Origin of the sequence: Roseateles sp. (genome assembly GCF_019237615.1) — a bacterium.
Lineage (GTDB): Bacteria > Pseudomonadota > Gammaproteobacteria > Burkholderiales > Burkholderiaceae_C > Pelomonas.
On the sequence record NZ_JAFAGT010000033.1, the window covers coordinates 69,135 to 87,992 of the forward strand.

General features: G+C 68.0%; 16 protein-coding genes and 1 pseudogene. 5 read left to right on the top strand and 12 right to left on the bottom strand.

The window, feature by feature from the left end:
- Nucleotides 1-153 precede the first annotated feature (153 nt).
- The 3 genes from JOY88_RS06105 to JOY88_RS06115 all read left to right on the top strand — a co-directional run bounded on the left by JOY88_RS06105 (nucleotide 154) and on the right by JOY88_RS06115 (nucleotide 5,091).
- Nucleotides 154-3,063, top strand: coding sequence for a ribonucleoside-diphosphate reductase subunit alpha (locus JOY88_RS06105; protein WP_293501218.1), 2,910 nt, complete (start codon nucleotides 154-156; stop codon nucleotides 3,061-3,063).
- 157 nt (nucleotides 3,064-3,220) lie between these two features.
- On the top strand, nucleotides 3,221-4,393 hold the full coding sequence (locus tag JOY88_RS06110) for a ribonucleotide-diphosphate reductase subunit beta (protein ID WP_293501219.1): 1,173 nt from the start codon (nucleotides 3,221-3,223) through the stop codon (nucleotides 4,391-4,393).
- Nucleotides 4,394-4,602: 209 nt separating this feature from the next.
- On the top strand, nucleotides 4,603-5,091 hold the full coding sequence (locus JOY88_RS06115) for a histone (RefSeq protein WP_293501220.1): 489 nt from the start codon (nucleotides 4,603-4,605) through the stop codon (nucleotides 5,089-5,091).
- 223 nt (nucleotides 5,092-5,314) lie between these two features.
- Here the strand turns inward: JOY88_RS06115 and JOY88_RS06120 are convergent, their stop codons facing one another.
- The 12 genes from JOY88_RS06120 to JOY88_RS06175 all read right to left on the bottom strand — a co-directional run bounded on the left by JOY88_RS06120 (nucleotide 5,315) and on the right by JOY88_RS06175 (nucleotide 15,730).
- Nucleotides 5,315-6,250 carry a zinc-ribbon and DUF3426 domain-containing protein gene (locus tag JOY88_RS06120; protein ID WP_293501222.1) on the bottom strand — a complete coding sequence of 312 codons (936 nt, stop codon included), beginning with the start codon at nucleotides 6,248-6,250 and terminating at the stop codon, nucleotides 5,315-5,317.
- The gene (gene prmA, locus JOY88_RS06125; protein WP_293501224.1) at nucleotides 6,247-7,143 is read right to left on the bottom strand and encodes a 50S ribosomal protein L11 methyltransferase; all 897 of its coding nucleotides are present in this window, start codon (nucleotides 7,141-7,143) and stop codon (nucleotides 6,247-6,249) included. The genes JOY88_RS06120 and prmA overlap by 4 nt, the downstream gene beginning before the upstream one ends.
- Nucleotides 7,140-8,489: an acetyl-CoA carboxylase biotin carboxylase subunit gene (accC, locus tag JOY88_RS06130; RefSeq protein ID WP_293501226.1), complete on the bottom strand. Its 1,350-nt coding sequence runs from the start codon at nucleotides 8,487-8,489 to the stop codon at nucleotides 7,140-7,142. The genes prmA and accC overlap by 4 nt, the downstream gene beginning before the upstream one ends.
- Nucleotides 8,490-8,498: 9 nt before the next feature.
- Nucleotides 8,499-8,972, bottom strand: a complete 474-nt coding sequence (gene accB / locus JOY88_RS06135) for an acetyl-CoA carboxylase biotin carboxyl carrier protein (protein ID WP_293501228.1) — start codon at nucleotides 8,970-8,972, stop codon at nucleotides 8,499-8,501.
- Nucleotides 8,973-9,029: 57 nt separating this feature from the next.
- Entirely contained in the window at nucleotides 9,030-9,476 is a 447-nt protein-coding gene (gene aroQ, locus JOY88_RS06140; RefSeq protein WP_293501230.1) for a type II 3-dehydroquinate dehydratase, read from the bottom strand.
- A 147-nt stretch (nucleotides 9,477-9,623) separates the two neighbouring features.
- Entirely contained in the window at nucleotides 9,624-10,145 is a 522-nt protein-coding gene (locus JOY88_RS06145) for a TlpA family protein disulfide reductase (RefSeq protein WP_293501232.1), read from the bottom strand.
- Entirely contained in the window at nucleotides 10,142-10,726 is a 585-nt protein-coding gene (locus tag JOY88_RS06150; protein ID WP_293501234.1) for a hypothetical protein, read from the bottom strand. Before JOY88_RS06150 ends, JOY88_RS06145 begins: the two co-directional genes overlap by 4 nt.
- Complete coding sequence (mtgA, locus tag JOY88_RS06155; RefSeq protein WP_293501249.1) at nucleotides 10,723-11,436, bottom strand: monofunctional biosynthetic peptidoglycan transglycosylase; 714 nt, start codon at nucleotides 11,434-11,436, stop codon at nucleotides 10,723-10,725. Before mtgA ends, JOY88_RS06150 begins: the two co-directional genes overlap by 4 nt.
- Nucleotides 11,436-12,251 carry a shikimate dehydrogenase gene (gene aroE, locus JOY88_RS06160; RefSeq protein WP_293501236.1) on the bottom strand — a complete coding sequence of 272 codons (816 nt, stop codon included), beginning with the start codon at nucleotides 12,249-12,251 and terminating at the stop codon, nucleotides 11,436-11,438. Before aroE ends, mtgA begins: the two co-directional genes overlap by 1 nt.
- Nucleotides 12,248-13,099, bottom strand: a complete 852-nt coding sequence (locus tag JOY88_RS06165) for a TonB family protein (protein WP_293501238.1) — start codon at nucleotides 13,097-13,099, stop codon at nucleotides 12,248-12,250. Before JOY88_RS06165 ends, aroE begins: the two co-directional genes overlap by 4 nt.
- Before the next feature lies 1 nt (nucleotide 13,100).
- A complete protein-coding gene (locus JOY88_RS06170; protein WP_293501240.1) occupies nucleotides 13,101-15,122 on the bottom strand; it encodes a ribonuclease catalytic domain-containing protein in 2,022 nt (673 codons plus the stop codon).
- Nucleotides 15,123-15,139: 17 nt separating this feature from the next.
- The gene (locus JOY88_RS06175) at nucleotides 15,140-15,730 is read right to left on the bottom strand and encodes a YqiA/YcfP family alpha/beta fold hydrolase (RefSeq protein WP_293501242.1); all 591 of its coding nucleotides are present in this window, start codon (nucleotides 15,728-15,730) and stop codon (nucleotides 15,140-15,142) included.
- Nucleotides 15,731-15,854: 124 nt separating this feature from the next.
- Here JOY88_RS06175 and JOY88_RS06180 point away from each other — a divergent pair, with 124 nt between their 5' ends.
- A complete protein-coding gene (locus JOY88_RS06180) occupies nucleotides 15,855-18,497 on the top strand; it encodes a zinc-dependent metalloprotease (protein ID WP_293501244.1) in 2,643 nt (880 codons plus the stop codon).
- Between the two features lie 146 nt (nucleotides 18,498-18,643).
- Nucleotides 18,644-18,858 (top strand): annotated as a pseudogene (locus JOY88_RS06185) (hypothetical protein); the annotation flags it as partial.

Consider the following 18,858-nt stretch of genomic DNA (forward strand, 5'->3'; position numbering starts at 1 on the left):
GCGGCATTGCGCCCGAGGACCCAGCCGGAATGCCGGCCTGGCAATGGAGCGGCAGGGACGAAACACCCCCACCGAAGCAACGCACGATGCGCTGGCCCGCCTCCGGGTTGCTGCCGCGCATTGGCCCGTCATTTCTTGATAAAGGATCCCCTCATGCTGCATGAAGCCGCCACGAACCCTGGTGCCCCGGCCGCCACGGTCTCCCCGGTCGCGTCTGGATCCGACGCGCAAGCCCCCGGCGCCCCCGCGCTGACGACCTACCACGCCTACCAGATCATCCGGCGCAACGGCGCCGTGGTCTCGTTCGAGCCCAGCAAGATCGCCGTCGCGCTGATGAAGGCCTTCCTGGCCGTGCACGGCACCAGCGGCGCGGCCTCGGCCAGCGTGCGCGAGACGGTGGAGCAGCTGACGCAGAACGTGGTGCGCGCGCTGCTGCGTTCGCGGCCCAGCGGTGGCACCTTCCACATCGAGGACGTACAGGACCAGGTCGAGCTGGGCCTGATGCGCAGCGGCCACCACGAAGTCGCCCGCGCCTATGTTCTGTACCGCGAGCGCCGGGCGCAGGAGCGTGCGGCCCATGGCGAGGCCGCCCGCGCCGTCGAGCCCAAGCTGATGGTGGTGGACGGCGGCGTGCGCGTGCCGCTGGACCTGGGTGCGCTGAAGTCGTTGATCGCGTCCGCCTGCGAGAACCTGGGTGCCGACGTGAAGCCGGAACCGGTGCTGGCCGAGACGATGCGCAACCTGTACGACGGCGTCGCCATCGACGAGGTCTACAAGGCCGCCATCCTGGCCGCCCGCACGCTGATCGAGAAGGACCCCGGCTACAGCCGCGCTACCGCCCGCCTGCTGCTGCACACCATCCGCCGCGAGATCATCGGCGGCGAGGTCACTCAAGGCCAGATGCAGGCCCGCTATGCCGAGTACTTCCCCGGCTATATCAAGAAGGGCATCCAGGCCGAGCTGCTGGACGAGAAGCTGGCCCAGTACGACCTGGCCAAGCTGGGCGCCGCGCTGAAGGCCGAGCGTGACCTGCAGTTCGACTACCTGGGCCTGCAGACGCTGTACGACCGCTACTTCCTGCATGTGGACGACGTGCGCATCGAGATGCCGCAGGCTTTCTTCATGCGCGTGGCCATGGGCCTGGCGCTGAACGAGGTCGACCGCGAAGCCCGTGCCGTCGAGTTTTACGAAGTGCTGTCCAGCTTCGACTTCATGTCCAGCACGCCGACGCTGTTCAACAGCGGCACGCGTCGCTCGCAGCTGTCGTCCTGCTACCTGACCACCGTCAGTGACGACCTCGACGGCATCTACGAGGCGCTGAAGGAGAACGCGCTGCTGAGCAAGTTCGCCGGTGGCCTGGGCAACGACTGGACGCCGGTGCGCGCTCTGGGCTCGCACATCAAGGGTACCAACGGCAAGAGCCAGGGCGTCGTGCCCTTCCTGAAGGTCGTCAACGACACGGCCGTGGCCGTGAACCAGGGCGGCAAGCGCAAGGGCGCCGTCTGCGCTTATCTGGAAACCTGGCACCTGGACATCGAGGAGTTCCTGGACCTGCGCAAGAACACCGGCGACGACCGCCGCCGTACCCACGACATGAACACGGCGAACTGGATTCCCGACCTGTTCATGCGCCGCGTCATCGAGGGCGGCGACTGGACGCTGTTCAGCCCATCCACCTGCCCGGACCTGCACGACCTGTTCGGCGCCGCCTTCGAGAAGGCCTACGTCGAGTACGAGGCCAAGGTAGACCGCGGTGAGATCAAGCTGTTCAAGCGCATGCCCGCCAAGGACCTGTGGCGCAAGATGCTGTCCATGCTGTTCGAGACGGGCCACCCCTGGATCACGTTCAAGGACGCCTGCAACGTTCGCTCGCCGCAGCAGCATGTGGGCGTCGTGCACTCGTCCAACCTGTGCACCGAGATCACGCTGAACACCAATGACAGCGAGATCGCCGTCTGCAACCTTGGCTCCGTCAATCTGGCCCAGCACCTGAAGGACGGCGCCATCGACCAGGCCAAGCTGAAGAAGACGGTGCGCACGGCGATGCGCATGCTGGACAACGTCATCGACATCAACTACTACGCCGTCAAGAAAGCCCGCGACTCCAACCTGCGTCACCGCCCGGTGGGCCTGGGCATCATGGGCTTCCAGGACGCGCTGTATGCGCTGCGCACGCCCTACGCTTCCGACACCGCCGTCGAGTTCGCCGACCGCTCGATGGAAGCTGTCTGCTACCACGCCTACTGGGCGTCGACGGAGCTGGCCGAGGAGCGCGGCCGCTATTCCTCGTACAAGGGCTCGCTGTGGGACCGTGGCATCCTGCCCATCGACTCGCTGGACCTGCTGGCCGAGGCCCGTGGCGGCTATGTCGACGTGGACCGCTCGATGTCGCTGGACTGGGGCGCGCTGCGCGACCGCATCGCCACCCACGGCATGCGCAACAGCAACTGCGTCGCCATCGCACCGACTGCCACCATCTCCAACATCATCGGCGTGGACGCGTCCATCGAGCCTTGCTTCGGCAACCTGTCGGTCAAGTCCAACCTGTCTGGCGAGTTCACCGTCATCAACGAGTCCCTGGTGCGTGACCTGAAGGCGCTGGGCCTGTGGGACGACGTGATGGTCATGGACCTCAAGCATTTCGACGGCTCGCTGCGCCGCATCGACCGCGTGCCCGACGACATCAAGGCGCTGTACGCGACGGCCTTCGAGGTCGACACCGTTTGGCTGATCGAGGCCGGTGCGCGCCGCCAGAAGTGGATAGATCAGGCGCAGAGCCTGAACATCTACATGGCCGGCGCCTCGGGCAAGAAGCTGGACGAGACCTACAAACTGGCCTGGCAGCGCGGCCTGAAGACGACCTACTACCTGCGCACCATCAGCGCGACGCAGGCCGAGAAGAGCACGGTCACGCGCTCGGGCCAGCTCAACGCGGTGTCGTCGGGCGCCGCGCCGGTCGTCGCTGCACCGGCCGCGCCGGTGCCCGTTGTCGAGTCCGAATTGCCGGCGACGGACATGAAGTTCTGCGCCATCGACGACCCCGGCTGCGAGGCCTGCCAGTAATCGAAGCAGCGGCGCGAACTTGTATAGACAAGTTCGCGCCGCTTGTTTTCGATGCCCACGCGCAACAAAGATTGCGCGAATGATGCAAATAGCCGTTGCTAGTTCTTGTTGATTTGCACAAGCACTGCCGATAATTCGAAGTGATAGGAAGCACACCATGCTGGATTGGGACGAAGACCTGAAGTCCACTGATACCCCCACCGCGAAACCTCTCGCGGCCATGCCTTCGGCGACGCCCGCTTCGGCGTCCGTGCGCGAAGCTGCCAGCGTCTCGATGCCTGCTCCCCAACTGTCCGGCGAAGCCACCACCGCGCGCCGCGTGAAGGCCGCCGACAAGCGCATCATCAACGGCCAGACCGATGTGAATCAGCTGGTACCGTTCAAGTACAAGTGGGCTTGGGAGAAGTACCTCGCCACCTGCGCCAACCACTGGATGCCGCAGGAAGTGAACATGAGCCGCGACATTGCGCTCTGGAAGGATCCCAACGGCCTGACCGAAGACGAGCGCCGCATCATCAAGCGCAACCTCGGCTTCTTCGTCACCGCCGACTCGCTGGCCGCCAACAACATCGTGCTGGGCACCTACCGCCACATCACGGCGCCCGAGTGCCGCCAGTTCCTGCTGCGTCAGGCTTTTGAAGAAGCCATCCACACGCACGCCTACCAGTACATCGTCGAGAGCCTGGGCCTGGACGAGAGCGAGATCTTCAACGCCTACAACGAGGTCCAGTCCATCCGCGACAAGGACGAGTTCCTGATCCCCTTCATCGAAGCGATCATGAAGCCGGAGTTCGTGACCGGCACGCCTGCAACCGACCAGACGTTGCTGAAGTCGCTGATCGTCTTCGCCTGCCTGATGGAAGGCCTGTTCTTCTACGTCGGCTTCACGCAGATCCTCGCGATGGGCCGCCAGAACAAGATGACCGGTGCCGCCGAGCAGTACCAGTACATCCTGCGCGACGAGTCCATGCACTGCAACTTTGGCATCGACCTGATCAACCAGATCAAGCTCGAGAACCCGCACCTGTGGACGGCCGAGTTCAAGGCCGAGATCAAGGCGCTGTTCCTGAAGGCCGTCGAGCTGGAATATCGCTACGCCGAGGACACCATGCCGCGCGGCGTGCTGGGCCTCAACGCCTCGATGTTCAAGGGCTATCTGCGCTTCATCGCGAACCGCCGTGCGGTGCAGATCGGCCTCGACGCACTGTTCCCCAACGAAGAAAACCCCTTCCCGTGGATGAGCGAGATGATCGACTTGAAGAAGGAACGCAACTTCTTCGAGACCCGTGTCATCGAGTACCAATCGGGCGGGGCCCTGAGCTGGGATTGATCTCCCAGCCTTAACAAGATCAAGAACTGGCCAATGCAGTTACCGAGCGAAACCCGCATCTACACGCTAGACGTGGCGGGGCTGCATGGCGATCCGATTCACCGTACCGAGGCGTTCCTCCTGAGCGACTCTCGGACGGTGAATAACCGTATCCGCACGGACCGGTCCGTGCGGGACGGTGACTTTTCCACTTGATCAAGGAGAAAACCATGGCAACTGCAAAGACCCCGGCCAAGGCCGCACCGAAGAAGGCCGCCGCCGCGAAGAAGGCCGCTCCGGCCAAGAAGGCTGCTCCCGCCAAGAAGGCCGCTCCGGCCAAGAAGGCTGCGCCCGCGAAGAAGGCCGCTCCGGCCAAGAAGGCTGCACCCGCCAAGAAGGCCGTTCCGGCTAAGAAGGCTGCTGCGCCCAAGAAGGCCGCTGCCAAGCCTGCTGCGAAGAAGGCTGCCGCGCCCAAGAAGGCTGCTGCCAAGCCCGCCGCGAAGAAGGCTGCTGCGCCCAAGAAGGCCGCCGCTCCCAAGAAGGCTGCTGCCAAGCCTGCTGCTAAGAAGGCCGCCGCTGCGCCCAAGAAGGCTGCTGCCAAGCCCGCCGCTGCCGCGAAGCCTGCCGCCGCTGCCAAGCCTGCTGCTGCTGCCCCGGCCGCCAAGACGGCGCTGAGCCCCCAAGCCGCCTGGCCCTTCCCGACCGGCAACAAGCCCTAATCCGGCGATACGCTGACTCGCTGACCGGGCGCTTCGCCGCCCGGCTCGCGACACCAGCCGGCCCGGCCCGAATCTGTCGGTGCCGGGCTTTTTGTTGTTTGGGTGGCGCGGAGTCCTTGGAATTCGACGCGGTCGCGCTTCATGCCTCATTGCCTGCCGGCGGTGAGGTCTTCGGCGCGTGTCGTGCAGTCCGCCGCGGGCTGCACGCGGTTGCGCGCTCGCTTCAGGGATAGAAGATGTTGACGCTGTAGCCGCTGATGCGCTGGCTGCCGGTGCTGAAGACCAGGCTCAGGGACTGCTCGGATTCGGCGTTGACCTGCGTGAGCGCCGGGCTCATGGCCTCCGGGCCGAGCACGCGGCGCGCCAGCGGTGCGCCGTTGGCGTCGGTCAGGCTCAGTTCGACGGAAGGTGCCGCCACGTCCACGCCGGTCTTGTTGCGCAGCGCCAGGTTGAGTCTGTAGCTGCCGCTGCCTATGGGGTTCAACGAGGTGGCGTCTATGCTCAAGGCCTCGATGCGCTTCCACGGCTTGATCTCGCAGCCCGCCAGGCCGCACAAGACCCTCAGCGGCTCGCGCAGCGGCGGGTGCAGGGCGGCGATCGCATGGCGGAAGTGCAGCACGATCTGCAGGCCCAGCAGCAGGGCCAGCAGCAGCGTCAGGCCCGCCAGCGCCAGGCGCACGCCGGGCCGGTTCCAGCGTGCGCTGTTCTCGGCGCGCCGCATGAATTCGGGCATGGCGGGCGCCGCGGGCGCGGGCTCCGCGGCCAAGATGGGCGCCGGCTCGGGCGTGGGGGATGGTGCCGGCGCTGCGGCGTCCTCGTCGACCCAGCGCGGCTCGTGCCGGGCGATGTCCGGGGACGGCCAGCCCGTCGGCAGCGCATCCGCCTGGGGCTCGGGGTCGGGCGGCGGCATCCACGGCTGTGGCGGCTCGAAGACCGGGGCCGGCGGCGGCGGTGCAGGCTGAGGCTCCGCCTCCGCCTCCGGCGCGAACTGAGTGGGCCAGGGCGGCGGGGCGTCGCGCTCGATGTCGAACAGCAACTCGCGGGCGTCGAAGATCTCGGCGCAGCGACCGCAGCGCACCCAGCCATCGGAGACGCGCAGTTGATCCTCGACGATCCTGAAGATCGTGCCGCAGGCGGTGCAGCGCGTCGCGAGGCTCATGCGGGGCGCTCGGCCGTCATCAGGATCCAGCCCTCCTCCTCGTCGCTGACGTCGAGTTTGAGCCAAGGCTCATAGGCGGCCTTGAGTTCGTCGGCTTGGCGGCTCAGGATGCCAGCCAGGATCAGGTTGCCGCCCGGCGCCACGTGGGCGCACAGCAGCGGCGCGAGCAGCTTCAGCGGCGTGGCCAGGATGTTGGCGATGACCAGCGGGTACTCGCCCCGGGCCAGCTCAGGCAGGCCCGGCCTGAGCGTGACGCCGTTGGCCGTCGCGTTGTCGCGCGAGGAGGTGATGGCTGCCGGGTCGATGTCGACGGCGTCGATGTCGTGGGCGCCATGCAGGGCCGCGCCGATGGCGAGGATGCCGGAGCCGCAGCCATAGTCCAGCACGCGCGGCCAGCGCTGCGCGTGTCGGGCGATCCAGCGCAGGCACATGCGCGTCGTCGGATGCGTGCCGGTGCCGAAGGCCAGGCCCGGGTCCAGCCGCATGACGCGCTGCGCCTGAGGCGGGGCCTGGTGCCAGCTCGGCACGATCCAGAACTCGGGCGTGATCTCGACCGGCGCGAATTGGCTCTGCGTCAGGCGCACCCAGTCTTGCTCGGGTACGGCCTGGATGGCCTGCACGTGCACGTCGGCCGCCCAGTCCTGGGCCAGAATCAGCGTCGCGGCCTCGGTGGCCTCGGGCTCGCTGGGGAACAGCGCCTTGACGACCGAGCGCTCCCACCCGGCCTTGGGCGCCGGCATGCCGGGCTCGCCGAACAAGGCCTGTTCGGCGTCGGTGTCGGCGTCGGCGTCTTCCACCGACACCGCGAGAGCGTCGATCTCCATCAGCGCATCGCTGACGGTCTCGACGTCGGCCTCGCGGCAGACCAGGGCCAGTTCGAAGAGGTTGCTCATCGCTTGTGCGCAGCCATCCAGCTTTCGAGGTAATGGATGCTCGTGCCGCCCTCGATGAACTTGGCGTCGGCCATCAGCTCGCGGTGCAGCGGGATGTTGGTCTGGATGCCTTCCACCACCGTCTCGCTCAGCGCGATGCGCATGCGCGCCAGCGCCTGTTCGCGCGTGTCGCCGTGGACGATGATCTTGCCGATCATGGAGTCGTAGTTGGGCGGCACGAAGTAGTTCGTGTAGGCATGCGAGTCCACGCGTACGCCGGGGCCGCCGGGGGCGTGCCACATCGTGATGCGGCCGGGCGAGGGTGTGAACTTGACCGGGTCTTCCGCGTTGATGCGGCACTCGATGGAATGGCCCTTGAGCTCGATCTGGCGCTGCGTGAACGGCAACTTCTCGCCGGCGGCGATGCGGATCTGCTGCTGCACGATGTCGATGCCGGTGACCAGCTCGGTCACCGGGTGCTCCACCTGCACGCGGGTGTTCATCTCGATGAAGTAGAACTCGCCGTTCTCGTACAGGAACTCGAAGGTGCCTGCGCCGCGGTAGCCCATCTTCTTGCAGGCGGCGGCGCAGCGGTCGCCCACCTTCTCGATGGTGCGGCGGGGGATGCCCGGTGCCGGCGCCTCCTCGATGATCTTCTGGTGCCGACGCTGCATGGAGCAGTCGCGCTCGCCCAGCCAGACGGCGTTCTTGAAGGTGTCGGCGAGGATCTGGATTTCCACATGGCGCGGGTTCTCCAGGAACTTCTCCATGTAGACCTCGGGGTTGCCGAAGGCCGCGCCCGCCTCGGCGCGCGTCGTCTGCACCGCGTGCACCAGGGCAGCCTCGGTGTGCACCACGCGCATGCCGCGGCCGCCACCGCCGCCCGCGGCCTTGATGATGACCGGGTAGCCCACGGAGCGGGCGATCTTGATGATCTCCTTCGGGTCCTCGGGCAGGGCGCCCTCGGAGCCCGGCACGCAGGGCACGCCGGCGCGGATCATGGCCTGCTTGGCCGAGACCTTGTCGCCCATCATGCGGATGGACTCGGGGCTGGGGCCGATGAAGGTGAAGCCCGAGCGCTCCACGCGCTCGGCGAAATCGGCGTTCTCGGACAGGAAGCCGTAACCGGGGTGGATAGCCTCGGCGTCTGTCACCTCGGCCGTCGCGATGATGGCCGGCATGCTGAGGTAGCTCTGCGCAGACGGCGCGGGGCCGATGCAGACGGCCTCGTCGGCCAGGCGCACATACTTGGCGTCACGGTCGGCCTCGGAGTAGACGACGACGGACTTGATGCCGAGCTCGCGACAGGCGCGCTGGATGCGCAGCGCAATTTCGCCCCGGTTGGCGATAAGAACCTTCTTGAACATCAGAAGTCCTTACTCGATCACGAACAGCGGCTGGCCGAACTCGACCGCCTGGCCGTTCTCGCAAAGGATCTTCGTGATCGTGCCGGTCTTGTCGGCCTCGATCTCGTTCATGATCTTCATGGCCTCGATGATGCAGATGGCCTCGCCCTCCTTGACGGCCTGGCCCACGTCCGCAAAGGGCTTGGCGTTGGGGCTGGAGGCGCGGTAGAAGGTGCCCACCATGGGCGACTTGACGATATGGCCAGTCTCGACGGGCGCGGCGGCGGCCGGCGCTGCCGCTGCAGCCACCGGTGCGGCGCCCGGCGCGGCGGCCGTGACGACGGGCGTGACCGGTGCGGCGGCATAGACCGGCTGCACGGCGACGGCGGCCGCCGGGTCGGACTTGACGATGCGGACCTTGCCGTCGGCTTCGGTGATTTCCAGTTCAGAGATATTGGACTCCGAGACCAGGTCGATCAGGGTTTTGAGCTTGCGCAGGTCCATCGTGGCTCCAGGCTGTGTTGTTGTTGTGGGGGGGAAGGAAGAAAGCGGCGCGCAGGGTCAGGCGCCGGCTTCCAGGACTTCGAGGGCGTGGCGCAGCGCGAGACGGTAGCCGTTCGCGCCGAGGCCGCAGATGACGCCCACCGCCAGCTCGCTCACATAGCTGTGGTGGCGGAAGGCCTCGCGGCGGTGGATGTTGGACAAATGAACTTCGATGAAGGGCAGGGCTACGGCCGCCAGCGCGTCGCGGATGGCGACGCTGGTGTGCGTGTAGGCGGCCGGGTTGATGATGATGAAGCGCGTGCCGTCCGTGCGCGCGGCCTGGATGCGGTCGACCAGAGCGCCTTCATGGTTGCTCTGGAAGCTGCTCAGCGTGGCGCCGGCATCAGTGGCGATCGCGCCCAGTTCGGCATCGATCTGCGCGAGAGTCTGCGCGCCGTAGACCTCGGGCTCGCGGGTGCCGAGCAGGTTGAGGTTGGGGCCATGCAGGACGAGAACTTGCATCAAACACGTGGTGGCGCCGCTACGCTGGCGTCTAGGGAGTCACCACTAAATTGAGGAAGGGCGAACTTTACGCGTTTTGGGGCCGATTTCCCGCCGGATAGGGAAATTCTCAGGAGAGCCTCGCGCCCACGGGCTGCGAGCCTCCCGCCCTCAGTGCGCGGCCAACTGCCTGAGCTCTTCCAGCCGGCTGACGCCCAGGCGGCGCCAGCTGATCTCGCCCGTCTCGTCGAAGACGACGGAAAACGGCAGGCCTCCGGCCGGATTGCCCAGTTCGCGCACGAGTCCCAGGCCTTCCGGCCCGGCCAGCGCGACAGCGAAGTCCAGCGGCGTCTTCTGCAGAAAGGCCTTGACCGGCTCGGCCTGATCCACCGCCAGGCCCAGCACCTGCCAACCGCGGCCCTTGGCCTCGTTGTAGAACTGATTGATCTCCGGCAGCTCCTTCACGCAGGGCGGGCACCAGGTGGCCCAGAAGTTGACGAGCAACGGTCGGCCGCGCCAGCGGGCCACGGCCAGCTCGCTGCCGTCCAGGCCGGGAAAGCGCCGTGCCCAGAAGGCCTGGGCCACGGCGGAGGCGGCTGGCGGGTGCATGCGGCGCCAGGCGAAGGCGGCGCCCAGCGCCGCAGCGCCCAGTCCGGTGCCGGCCAGCATGAGGCGGCGGGTGATGGGGTTCATGTCTCTTCGTCCAGCAGTTTCTGCAGCGCCGGCAGGTCGCCGCGCTCGGTCCGGCCACGGGCGTCGGCCTTGAGCGCGCCGCGCAGGTCGTCGAAGTCCAGGATGGTCAGGCACAGCGTCACCCTCTCGCCGAGGGCGGGGCAAGGCACGTCCAGCACGAGCATGTCCACCGGCCGACCCCGGCCCGCAGTGGTCTCGGCCACGTCGAAGTTCAGGCCGCGGTTGAGCAGCGCGATCTCCGCGGCCTTGCCATCGTCGCAGAAGAGCTGCAGGTGGACGTTGGACAGGCGCGTCGCCGTGCCACGCCAGACGGCGCCGGCCAGATGGGGGCGGAACTCCGCCAGCCTCGCCATCCACTGCGCAGCCAGCTCGCGCAGCGCGCGCAGCTCGGCCGGCTGTGTGTCGGCGTGGAAGATCGCGATGTGCTCGCGCACCGCGTCCTCGACCTCGTCGTTGCCGGGCAGTGCGGCGCGCGGCACGCCGAGGTCGCGGGCGGCGCGCTGCTTGGCGGGGCCCCAGTCCATGCCTTCATCGACGATGAGCCGCGCGGCGGCGGCGGCGATTTCTTCCGAATCACTCATGGCAGTTGGGCGCTGTTCATGCGGCCGGTGATGAGGCCCGCCCGGCCCATCACATAGGGCGAGGTCGGCTGGCGCTCGAAGCGCTTGGGCGCAGGCAGCATTACCGCCAGCCGCGCGGCCTCGAAGGCGCCGAGGCGGGCCACGTCGACGTGGAAATAATGGCGCGCCGCGGCCTGGGCACCGAACAGGCCCTCGCCCCATTCGACGTTGTTCAGGTAGATCTCGAGGATGCGGCGCTTGTCGAGCAGGCCTTCGAGCATCAGCGTCAGCACCAACTCCTGGCCCTTGCGCAGCAGCGTGCGTTCGCCGGAAAGGAACAGGTTCTTTGCCAGCTGCTGCGTGATCGTCGAGCCGCCTATGACCTTGGCCGACGTCTTGCCGCGTGCCTGGGCACGGGCCTGCGCCTTCTCGTTCTTCTTCCAGGCGCCCTTCAGGGCCTCCCAGTCGACGCCGCCATGGTCGGCGAAGGAGTCATCCTCGCTGGCGATGACGGCGCGCTTGAGCGTGGTCGGCAATTGGGCGTCGTCCACCCATTGCTGGGCCCAGGCGACCTGGTGCTTCTCGCCGAGCAGGCGGATGGCCTCGCTGCGCTGGAAGCTGGTGGACTGCGGCGCGATGAAGCGCATCAGCGCGATTCGGCCGGCGAACCAGAGCTGCAGGCAAAGCGTGGCCAGCGCCAGCACGGCGAGCAGGCGGCCGACGTGGCGGATCACGACGAAGCCCTCAGCGCGGCAAGCACCGGCGCCGTGTCAGGGCGCACGCCGCGCCAGAAGAAGAAGGCCTCGGCCGCCTGCTCCACCAGCATGCCCAGGCCGTCACGCGGCTCGCCGCCGTGGGCGGCGGCCCAGTCGAGAAAGCCCTGCGCCTTGGGGCCGTACATCATGTCCAGCGCCAGCGCGCCGGGCTTGAGCACCTGGGCGCCCACCGGAGAGGCGGCACCGGCGAGGCTGGTGCTCGTTGCGTTGACGACGACGTCCTGGGCCGCCGGCGCATCGGCCAGTGTGGCCGCGGCGAGAGGCACGCCGAGGTCGGCATGGCCGGCCACCAGCGCCAGCGCCTTGTCCAGCGTGCGGTTCACGACGGTGATGCGCGCCGGTCCGGCGGCGATGAGGCTGCCCAGTACGCCGGCCGCCGCGCCGCCGGCGCCCACCAGCAGCAGCTGCAGCCCGGCGAGCGGGCGGCCGGCATTGCGCTGGATGTCGTTGACGAGGCCGGCGCCGTCCGTGTTGTCGGCCACCCAGCCGTCCGCATCGAAGCGCAGCGCGTTGGCGGCGCCGGCGCGTTCCGCCCGCGCGCTGCGGCTGGTGGCAAGTGCGAAGGCGTCGAACTTGAACGGCACCGTGACGTTGCAGCCCCGCGCGCCGGCCGCGGCAAAGCGTCGCAGCGTCGCCTCGAAGCCGTCGAGCGGCGCCAGAAGCCGTTCATACGTCAGGTCCTGGCCCGTCTGGGCCGCAAACATCGCGTGGATGGCCGGCGAGCGGCTGTGCTCGACCGGATTCCCCACCACTGCATATCGATCCGTCATGGCTGTCCCGTCAAAGCCGTCGCCAGCCCCTCGTCGCGCGTGAACCTGAATCGCGACGTGATCACCAGCACCTCGGCGCCGCGCAGCATCTCGGTGCTGAAATTGCCGAAGGGAGACGCCGCCTGCACGATGGCGATGGCGCGCTTGTCCAGCGTGGAGTTGCCGCTCGGAGCGACGATCTCGGTCTCGATGACGCGGCCCTTGTGGTCGATGTGGATGTTCATCGTCAGCTCGCCGTAGAGCTTCTTGCCGTGGGACTCGGGGAAGTCACGCGTGCCGCGCTCCTCGATGCGGCGGCGCAGGCCATCGTAGTACTGGGCGTAGACGACCTCGCGCGTGGCAGGGCTGACATAGCGCTTCTTCGGCCGGGCGTTCTCCGCGTTGACGCGCTTCTCGATTTCGGCGAGCAGCTCGACGAGCTGGCGGCGTTTCTCGGCCAGCGCGCGCTCGGCAGCGTCGCTCTTCTCGCGCCTGGGGTCGGGCGGCGGCAGCAGGGCCAGCTCGCGCCGCACCTGCGTCAGCAATTGCTGCTGTTGCTGCTGCAACTGGGCGATCTGCGAGTGCTGCGCTTCGGCCGAGTCGCCCACCTCGCGCTGCCGCGCGGGCGGGAGCGGCGACGTCGCGCGACCGCTTTCCCGATCGCCGCCGCCGGCGAGATTGGCCTGGGCCAGCGCCGCTGCCTTGGCCGGCGCCTCGCTGGAACGCGTGTTGACGAGGACCACCTCCAGCGGCGTGTCCTGGAAGATGCGGTTGAAGGCCTCCGGCGCGGCGATGCGCAGGCTCAGCAGCGCCACATGCACGCCGAGCGAAAACGCGAGCGCGATCTGCAGCGTGCTCGGCCGGCGCATCTCAGCTCTGGGCGTCGGCCGGCTCGGCCTCGTTGACGTCGATGGCCAGTGCCAACGGTGCTGCGGCGGCCTCCAGCTCGTCCTCGTCGCCCTCCGGTTCCTCGGCCACCGCTGCCTCGTCCAGGCGTTCGATCAGCGTCGCATGCACGTCCAGCGTCATCTCGTCCAGGCCGGTGATGCGCACCTTCACATGGCTGCCGCGCGGCAGGCCCTCGCAGCCCAGCGCCTTGAAGACAAGCGGCAGCTCGTCGGCGCGCACCAGGCCGTCCTTCATGACGGCGGCGGTCAGCTCGGTGCTGCCGTTTTGCTGCAGCCAGCGCAGCGTCCAGAAGCGCTCGATGCCGTTCTGGAAGCCGTTGTAGGCCGCGTAGGCGGACTCGAAGCCCGAGATGATGGAGAACAGCTGCGCGTCCTTGGGCTTGAAGGGCGCCGCCAGCGCGGCCGTCTTGCCATGGCGGGCGCAGGCAATGATCTGCCATTGGTTCACCAGGTCCACATAGCGTCGCAGCGGTGACGTGGCCCAGGTGTATTGCGCCACGCCCATGCCCGCATGGGGCAGCGCCTTGACACCCATGCGCACCTTGATGCCAGGCGCCAGGCTGGCCTGGCTGCGGTAGATGCCGGGCAGGCCCAGTTCGGCCAGCCAGCCGCCCCAGGCGGAGTTGGCCATGATCATGGCTTCGGCCACGATGAGGTCCAGCGAACTGCCACGGGCCCGCACGCCGATCTCGATGGCCTCGCTGCCGTTGGGCGCCTCGGTGCGCTCGCCGGCGAGGCGGAAGTTGTAGTCGGGGCGGTTGAAGGTCTCGGGCTTGCCGCGCACGATCTCGCGCTGCGCCTTCAGGTGCTTGGCCAGGCGCCACGCAAAGGCCAGCTCGGGCGCGAAGGCGTAGTCGGCCGGCGCCGCGCCGGACAGCGTGGCGTCGGTGACGATGCCGTCGAGCTTGTCGTGGCGCAGGTTGGCGGCGATGGGCACGCGCTCCAGCTTGGTTTCGCGTGCCCTGACCTCGAACGTCGCCTCGTCAAGCGTGAAGTAGATGGACACGGCCGGGCAGTCGCGGCCCTCGATCAGCGTGTAGGCCTGCACGACGTCGTCGGGCAGCATGGTGATCTTCCAGCCCGGCATGTAGACGGTGGACAGACGCTCGCGGGCCACCTTGTCGACGGCCGAGTCCGGCGCGATGGCCAGGCCCGGCGCCGCGATGTGCACGCCGAAGACCACCGTGCCCGTGCCCAGGCCTTGCACGGAGAGAGCGTCGTCGATCTCGGTGGTCTGCGAGTCGTCGACGGAGAAGGCGCGCACCGGCGCCAGCGGCAGCTCTTCCTTGATCTCCGGCGCGCTCAGGGCCGGGAAGCCAGTGCCCTTGGGGAAGTTCTCGAACAGGAATCGCTTCCAGTGGAACTGGTAGGCGCTGGTGATGGCGCCCGCGGCCTGCAGCAGGTCCAGCGGTGCCTTGTGCGAGCGCTTGCTGGCCTCGACGACGGCCTTGTACTCGGGGCCGTTCTTGTCGGGCTTGAAGAGGATCTTGTAGATCTGGTCCTGGATGGGTTGGGGGCAGGCGCCCCTGGACAGCTCCTCGGCCCAGGCCTCGATCTGCAGCTGTTGCTGGCGCTTGCGTTCTATGCCCAGCAGCGCGGCCTTGACCGTTTCCTCGGGCGCCTTCTTGAACTGGCCCTTGCCGGCGCGGCGGAAGTAGTGCGGCGCGTCGTAGAGGCGGAACAGCGCGGCGGCCTGCTGCGCGACACCGGCCTTGGCGTCGAAGTAGTCGCGTGCCAGGTCGGCGAAGCCGAACTCGCCCTCGGGCGCGAACTCCCAGGCCAGGTCGAGGTCGATGTCGTTGGCCAACTGGCGGGCCTCCGCCAGCAGCACGGCGGGCGCCGGCTGCTCGAACTTCAGCAGCACATTGGCGGCCTTGACCTTGACCCGCTTGCCCGAGTCCAGTTCCACCTGCAGCGAGGCGTCGGCCTCGGACATCACCCGGCCGGCGAGGAATTTCCCGGCGTCATCAAACAGCGCAAACATAAGCGGGCGATTGTCCCTTACGCCAGCAGGTGCCCGACCACGCCGGCCAAGTGATCTTCGAAGTCCGTCAGGCCATGGTCGCTGCCTTCCAGCACCTCACCGTCGCAGCCGGCGTATCGGGCCAGCATCTCGCGCCAGTCCAGCAGCTCGTCGCCCTTGGCGATCAGCGCGTAATAGCGCGCCGGGTTCGTCAGCCGCGCGGGCGGCGTCAGCGCGGAGAGTTCGGCCACATGCCGGGCCGTGAAGTCGAACTTCAGCGCCGGGTCGTGCCAAGCTGTCAGCGTGCCAATGTGGCGGGACAGGTCGCGAGCAGGGTCCACGGCCGGATTCAGGACCGCCACGCGCCAGTCGCGGTGGGCGGGTTGCTCGGCCAGCGTGGTCGCGTAGAAGCCGCCAAGCGAGCTGCCGATGACGGCGACGCCCCGTGCCGGCCAGCCGGCCACGAGGCCGGCCACCAGTTCCATGGCTTCGAGTGGCGAGGGCGGCAGCTGCGGGCAGGCGAAGTTCAGACCCGGCTGCCCGGCCGCCCAGGCCGCCATGCGGCGCGCCTTGGCCGAGGCCGGCGAGGAGCGAAAGCCATGCAAATAGAGCAGATGTGTGAGGTCCATGACGGAAGTTTTGAATTGGGCCCGTGCGCCACCGCGACGCAGGGGGAATTCCATTGACGGGAGTGTCGCTGCCCGCCACAGTCCCGGCCTTTTCCAATCCTCGGACCCGTTACCCATGATTCCGATGCCTCGCACTGCCCTGGCCACCGCCACCTTGCTCGCGCTCGCCGCGGTTGCTCAAGCCCAGACCCCGCCCGCCGGTGCCGCCTCGGCGCCCGCTGCTGCTGCTGCTGCCGCCGCCCCCAGGCCCTTTGCCGACGTCATCAAGGGCGCCAAGGAGCTGCCGGGCCTGTTCCCGATCTGGCGTAAGGACGAGAAGGTCTGGATCGAAATTCCCAAGGACGCCTTCAACAAGCCCTTCCTGTTCAGCGTCAACGTCGCGAACTCCGTCGGCGAGCGCGGCCTGTATGCAAGCCAGATGATCGGCAAGGAACTGGCCGAGTGGCGCCGCATCGGCAACCAGGTGCAGCTGATCGCGTTGAACACCAAGTTCCGTGCCGTCAATCCTGCCGGCAAGCTGGCCATGGAGCAGGCCTTCTCGCCCAGCCTGATCGCCGGCACGCCGGTGGCCAGCGCCGACCACCCGGACCGCAAGTCCGTACTGGTGGACGCCAGCGGACTGCTGCTGAGCGACATCCCCGGCTATTCCACGCGCCTGGAGGCGGCCTACCGCCTGCCCTACGCGCCCGACCGCGCCAACTCCTTCATCGAGGCCGCGCGCGCTGACGCGCAGATCTCGACGCTGACCTCGCGCGTGCACTTCGCCACGGCGCGCATCCCTGCGCCGCCGTTGGTGCCGCTGCCGGTGCCCATGCCGACGCCGCCCCAGGCCACGCCGGACCCGCGCTCGATGTTCTTCAGCTTTGTCTACAGCTTCCGCGCGCTGCCCGAGGCGCCGGCCGCCGTGCGCCAGGCCGACCCGCGCCTGGGACATTTCACCGAGAGCTACAGCGACTTCGGCGACGATCTCAAGGCCAACCCGCGCGTGCACATGGTGGCCCGCTGGCGCCTGGAGAAGAAGGACCCGAGCGCGGCCTTGTCCGAGCCGGTGCAGCCCATCGTCTACTGGTTGGACAAGAACATCCCTGCCAAGTACCGCGAGTCGGTCAAGGCCGGCATCGAGGAATGGAACAAGGCCTTCGAGAAGATCGGCTTCAAGGACGCCGTGGTCGCCAAGCAGCAGCCCGATGACGCCGACTGGGACAACATGGACGCCACCCACGCGTCCATCCGCTGGTTCACCGGCTCGGACGTGGGCTTTGCCATCGGCCCCAGCCACCGCGACCCGCGCACCGGCGAGATCCTGGACGCAGACATCGGCATGAGCGACGTCTTCGGCCGCGGCTCGCGGCGCCTGGCTGTCGACGACGTGCCGCCCAGCGCGCTGGACCATGGCCATGACGGCTGGATGGGCGAGCGCAGCGTGGCGCTGGCCGAGGAGCAGCGCTGCCAGTACATGGCCGAGAAGGCCACGGAACTGGGCTTCGCACTGGACCTGCTGGCCCTGCGCGACGGCCTGGAGATGGACGGCCCCGAGGCCGAGGCGCTGGCCCAGGCTGTCGTCAAGGACACGGTGATGCACGAGGTGGGCCACACGCTGGGCCTCAAGCACAACTTCAAGTCGTCCACGACGGTCACCCAGGCCCAGCTGAAGGACAAGGCCTATACCGACGCCCATGGCATCTCCAACTCGGTGATGGACTACAACGCCTACAACCTGCCGCTCAAGGGCGAGGCCAAGACCACCCTCACCAACACCACGCTGGGCGCCTACGACTATTGGGCAATCGAGTACGCCTACAAGCCCATCGCTGCCGAGCAGGAAGCGGCCGAGCTGGCCCGCATCGCGGCTCGCTCCACCGAGCCCAAGCTGGCCTACGCGGATGACTTCGACCAGGGCGTCGGCGGCCCCTACGACGGCTTCGACCCGCGCGCCAACCAGTTCGACCTGGGCGACGATCCGCTGGCCTATGCCAAGAAGCGCCTCAAGCTCAGCCAGGAGCTGTGGGAGCGCGTGCAATCGCGCCCGGCCGCAGTCGGCGACGACCCGCTGCGCAACCGCCGCTCCGTGGCCGCGTCCTTCCGCCAGTTGGGCCTTGCTGCCCACAACGTCAGCAAGTACGTGGGCGGCATGCTGGCCGAGCGCGTGGTGCCTGGCGTCACGAGCGGCCCGGCCTTCAAGCCCGTGGACAACGCGCAGCAGCGCGAGGCTCTGCGCTTCATCGCTGCCGGCCTGATGTCCAGCGACTCGTTCAAGTTCAAGCCCGAGTTCCTCGTCACGCAGACGCTGGACTACAACGAGTGGGATCGCGGCCTGCCGCTGTCCATCCCGGACAGCGTCGCCGCGCTGCAGGCCCGCGTGCTGGATCGCCTGATGTCGTCCAACACGGCGCGCCGCCTCATCGAGCAGGGCGCCTACCTGCCCGAGGCCCAGCGCAAGGGCGCGGTCTCGCTCAGCGAGGTCTATGGCACGCTGCAGGGCGCGATCTTCAGTGAGCTCAAGACCGGCGCCGAGATCGACCGCATGCGCCGCAGCCTGCAGCGCGAATACCTGCGCCGCCTGCAGGCCCAGCTGAACCGCTCGACCAATGGCGCGACGGTCTACGCCGATGCGTTCTCGATGGCGCGCTGGCACGCCAACCTGCTGGTCAACGACCTGCGTGCGGCGGCCGCCCGGCCGGGCCTGTCGGTCGAGACGCGAGCCCATGTGCTCGAGATGCAGGACATGCTGAGCGCGATGCTGAAGGCCTCGCTGACGCGCAGCTGAGCGGCCCGCAGCCCCAGCACCAAGGCCGGCCGCTGCGCCGGCCTTTTTCACGTGCGCTCAACATGAGCGCCCTCCTGCGGGTGCAAGTCCCGCCGTAAGTTGATCACGACGAACGAAGCGAAGCGCAACTGCGTGAGGGTGGATGAATGGCTGCGCCATCGCCTGCGGGCCATCCAGCTCAGGCAATGGAGGGGGCAGGCACGATCTACCGGGAACGCAAAGCCCGCGGCGCCGCGCGAACCGTAGCGGAGCGGATGGCGGGCAACAGCCGGAGTTGGTGGCGAAACAGTGACGGTCTGCTCAGGACGGTGCTGACCATCGGCTACTTCGACCGGTTGGGCCCGCCCGGCTCTCATGACCT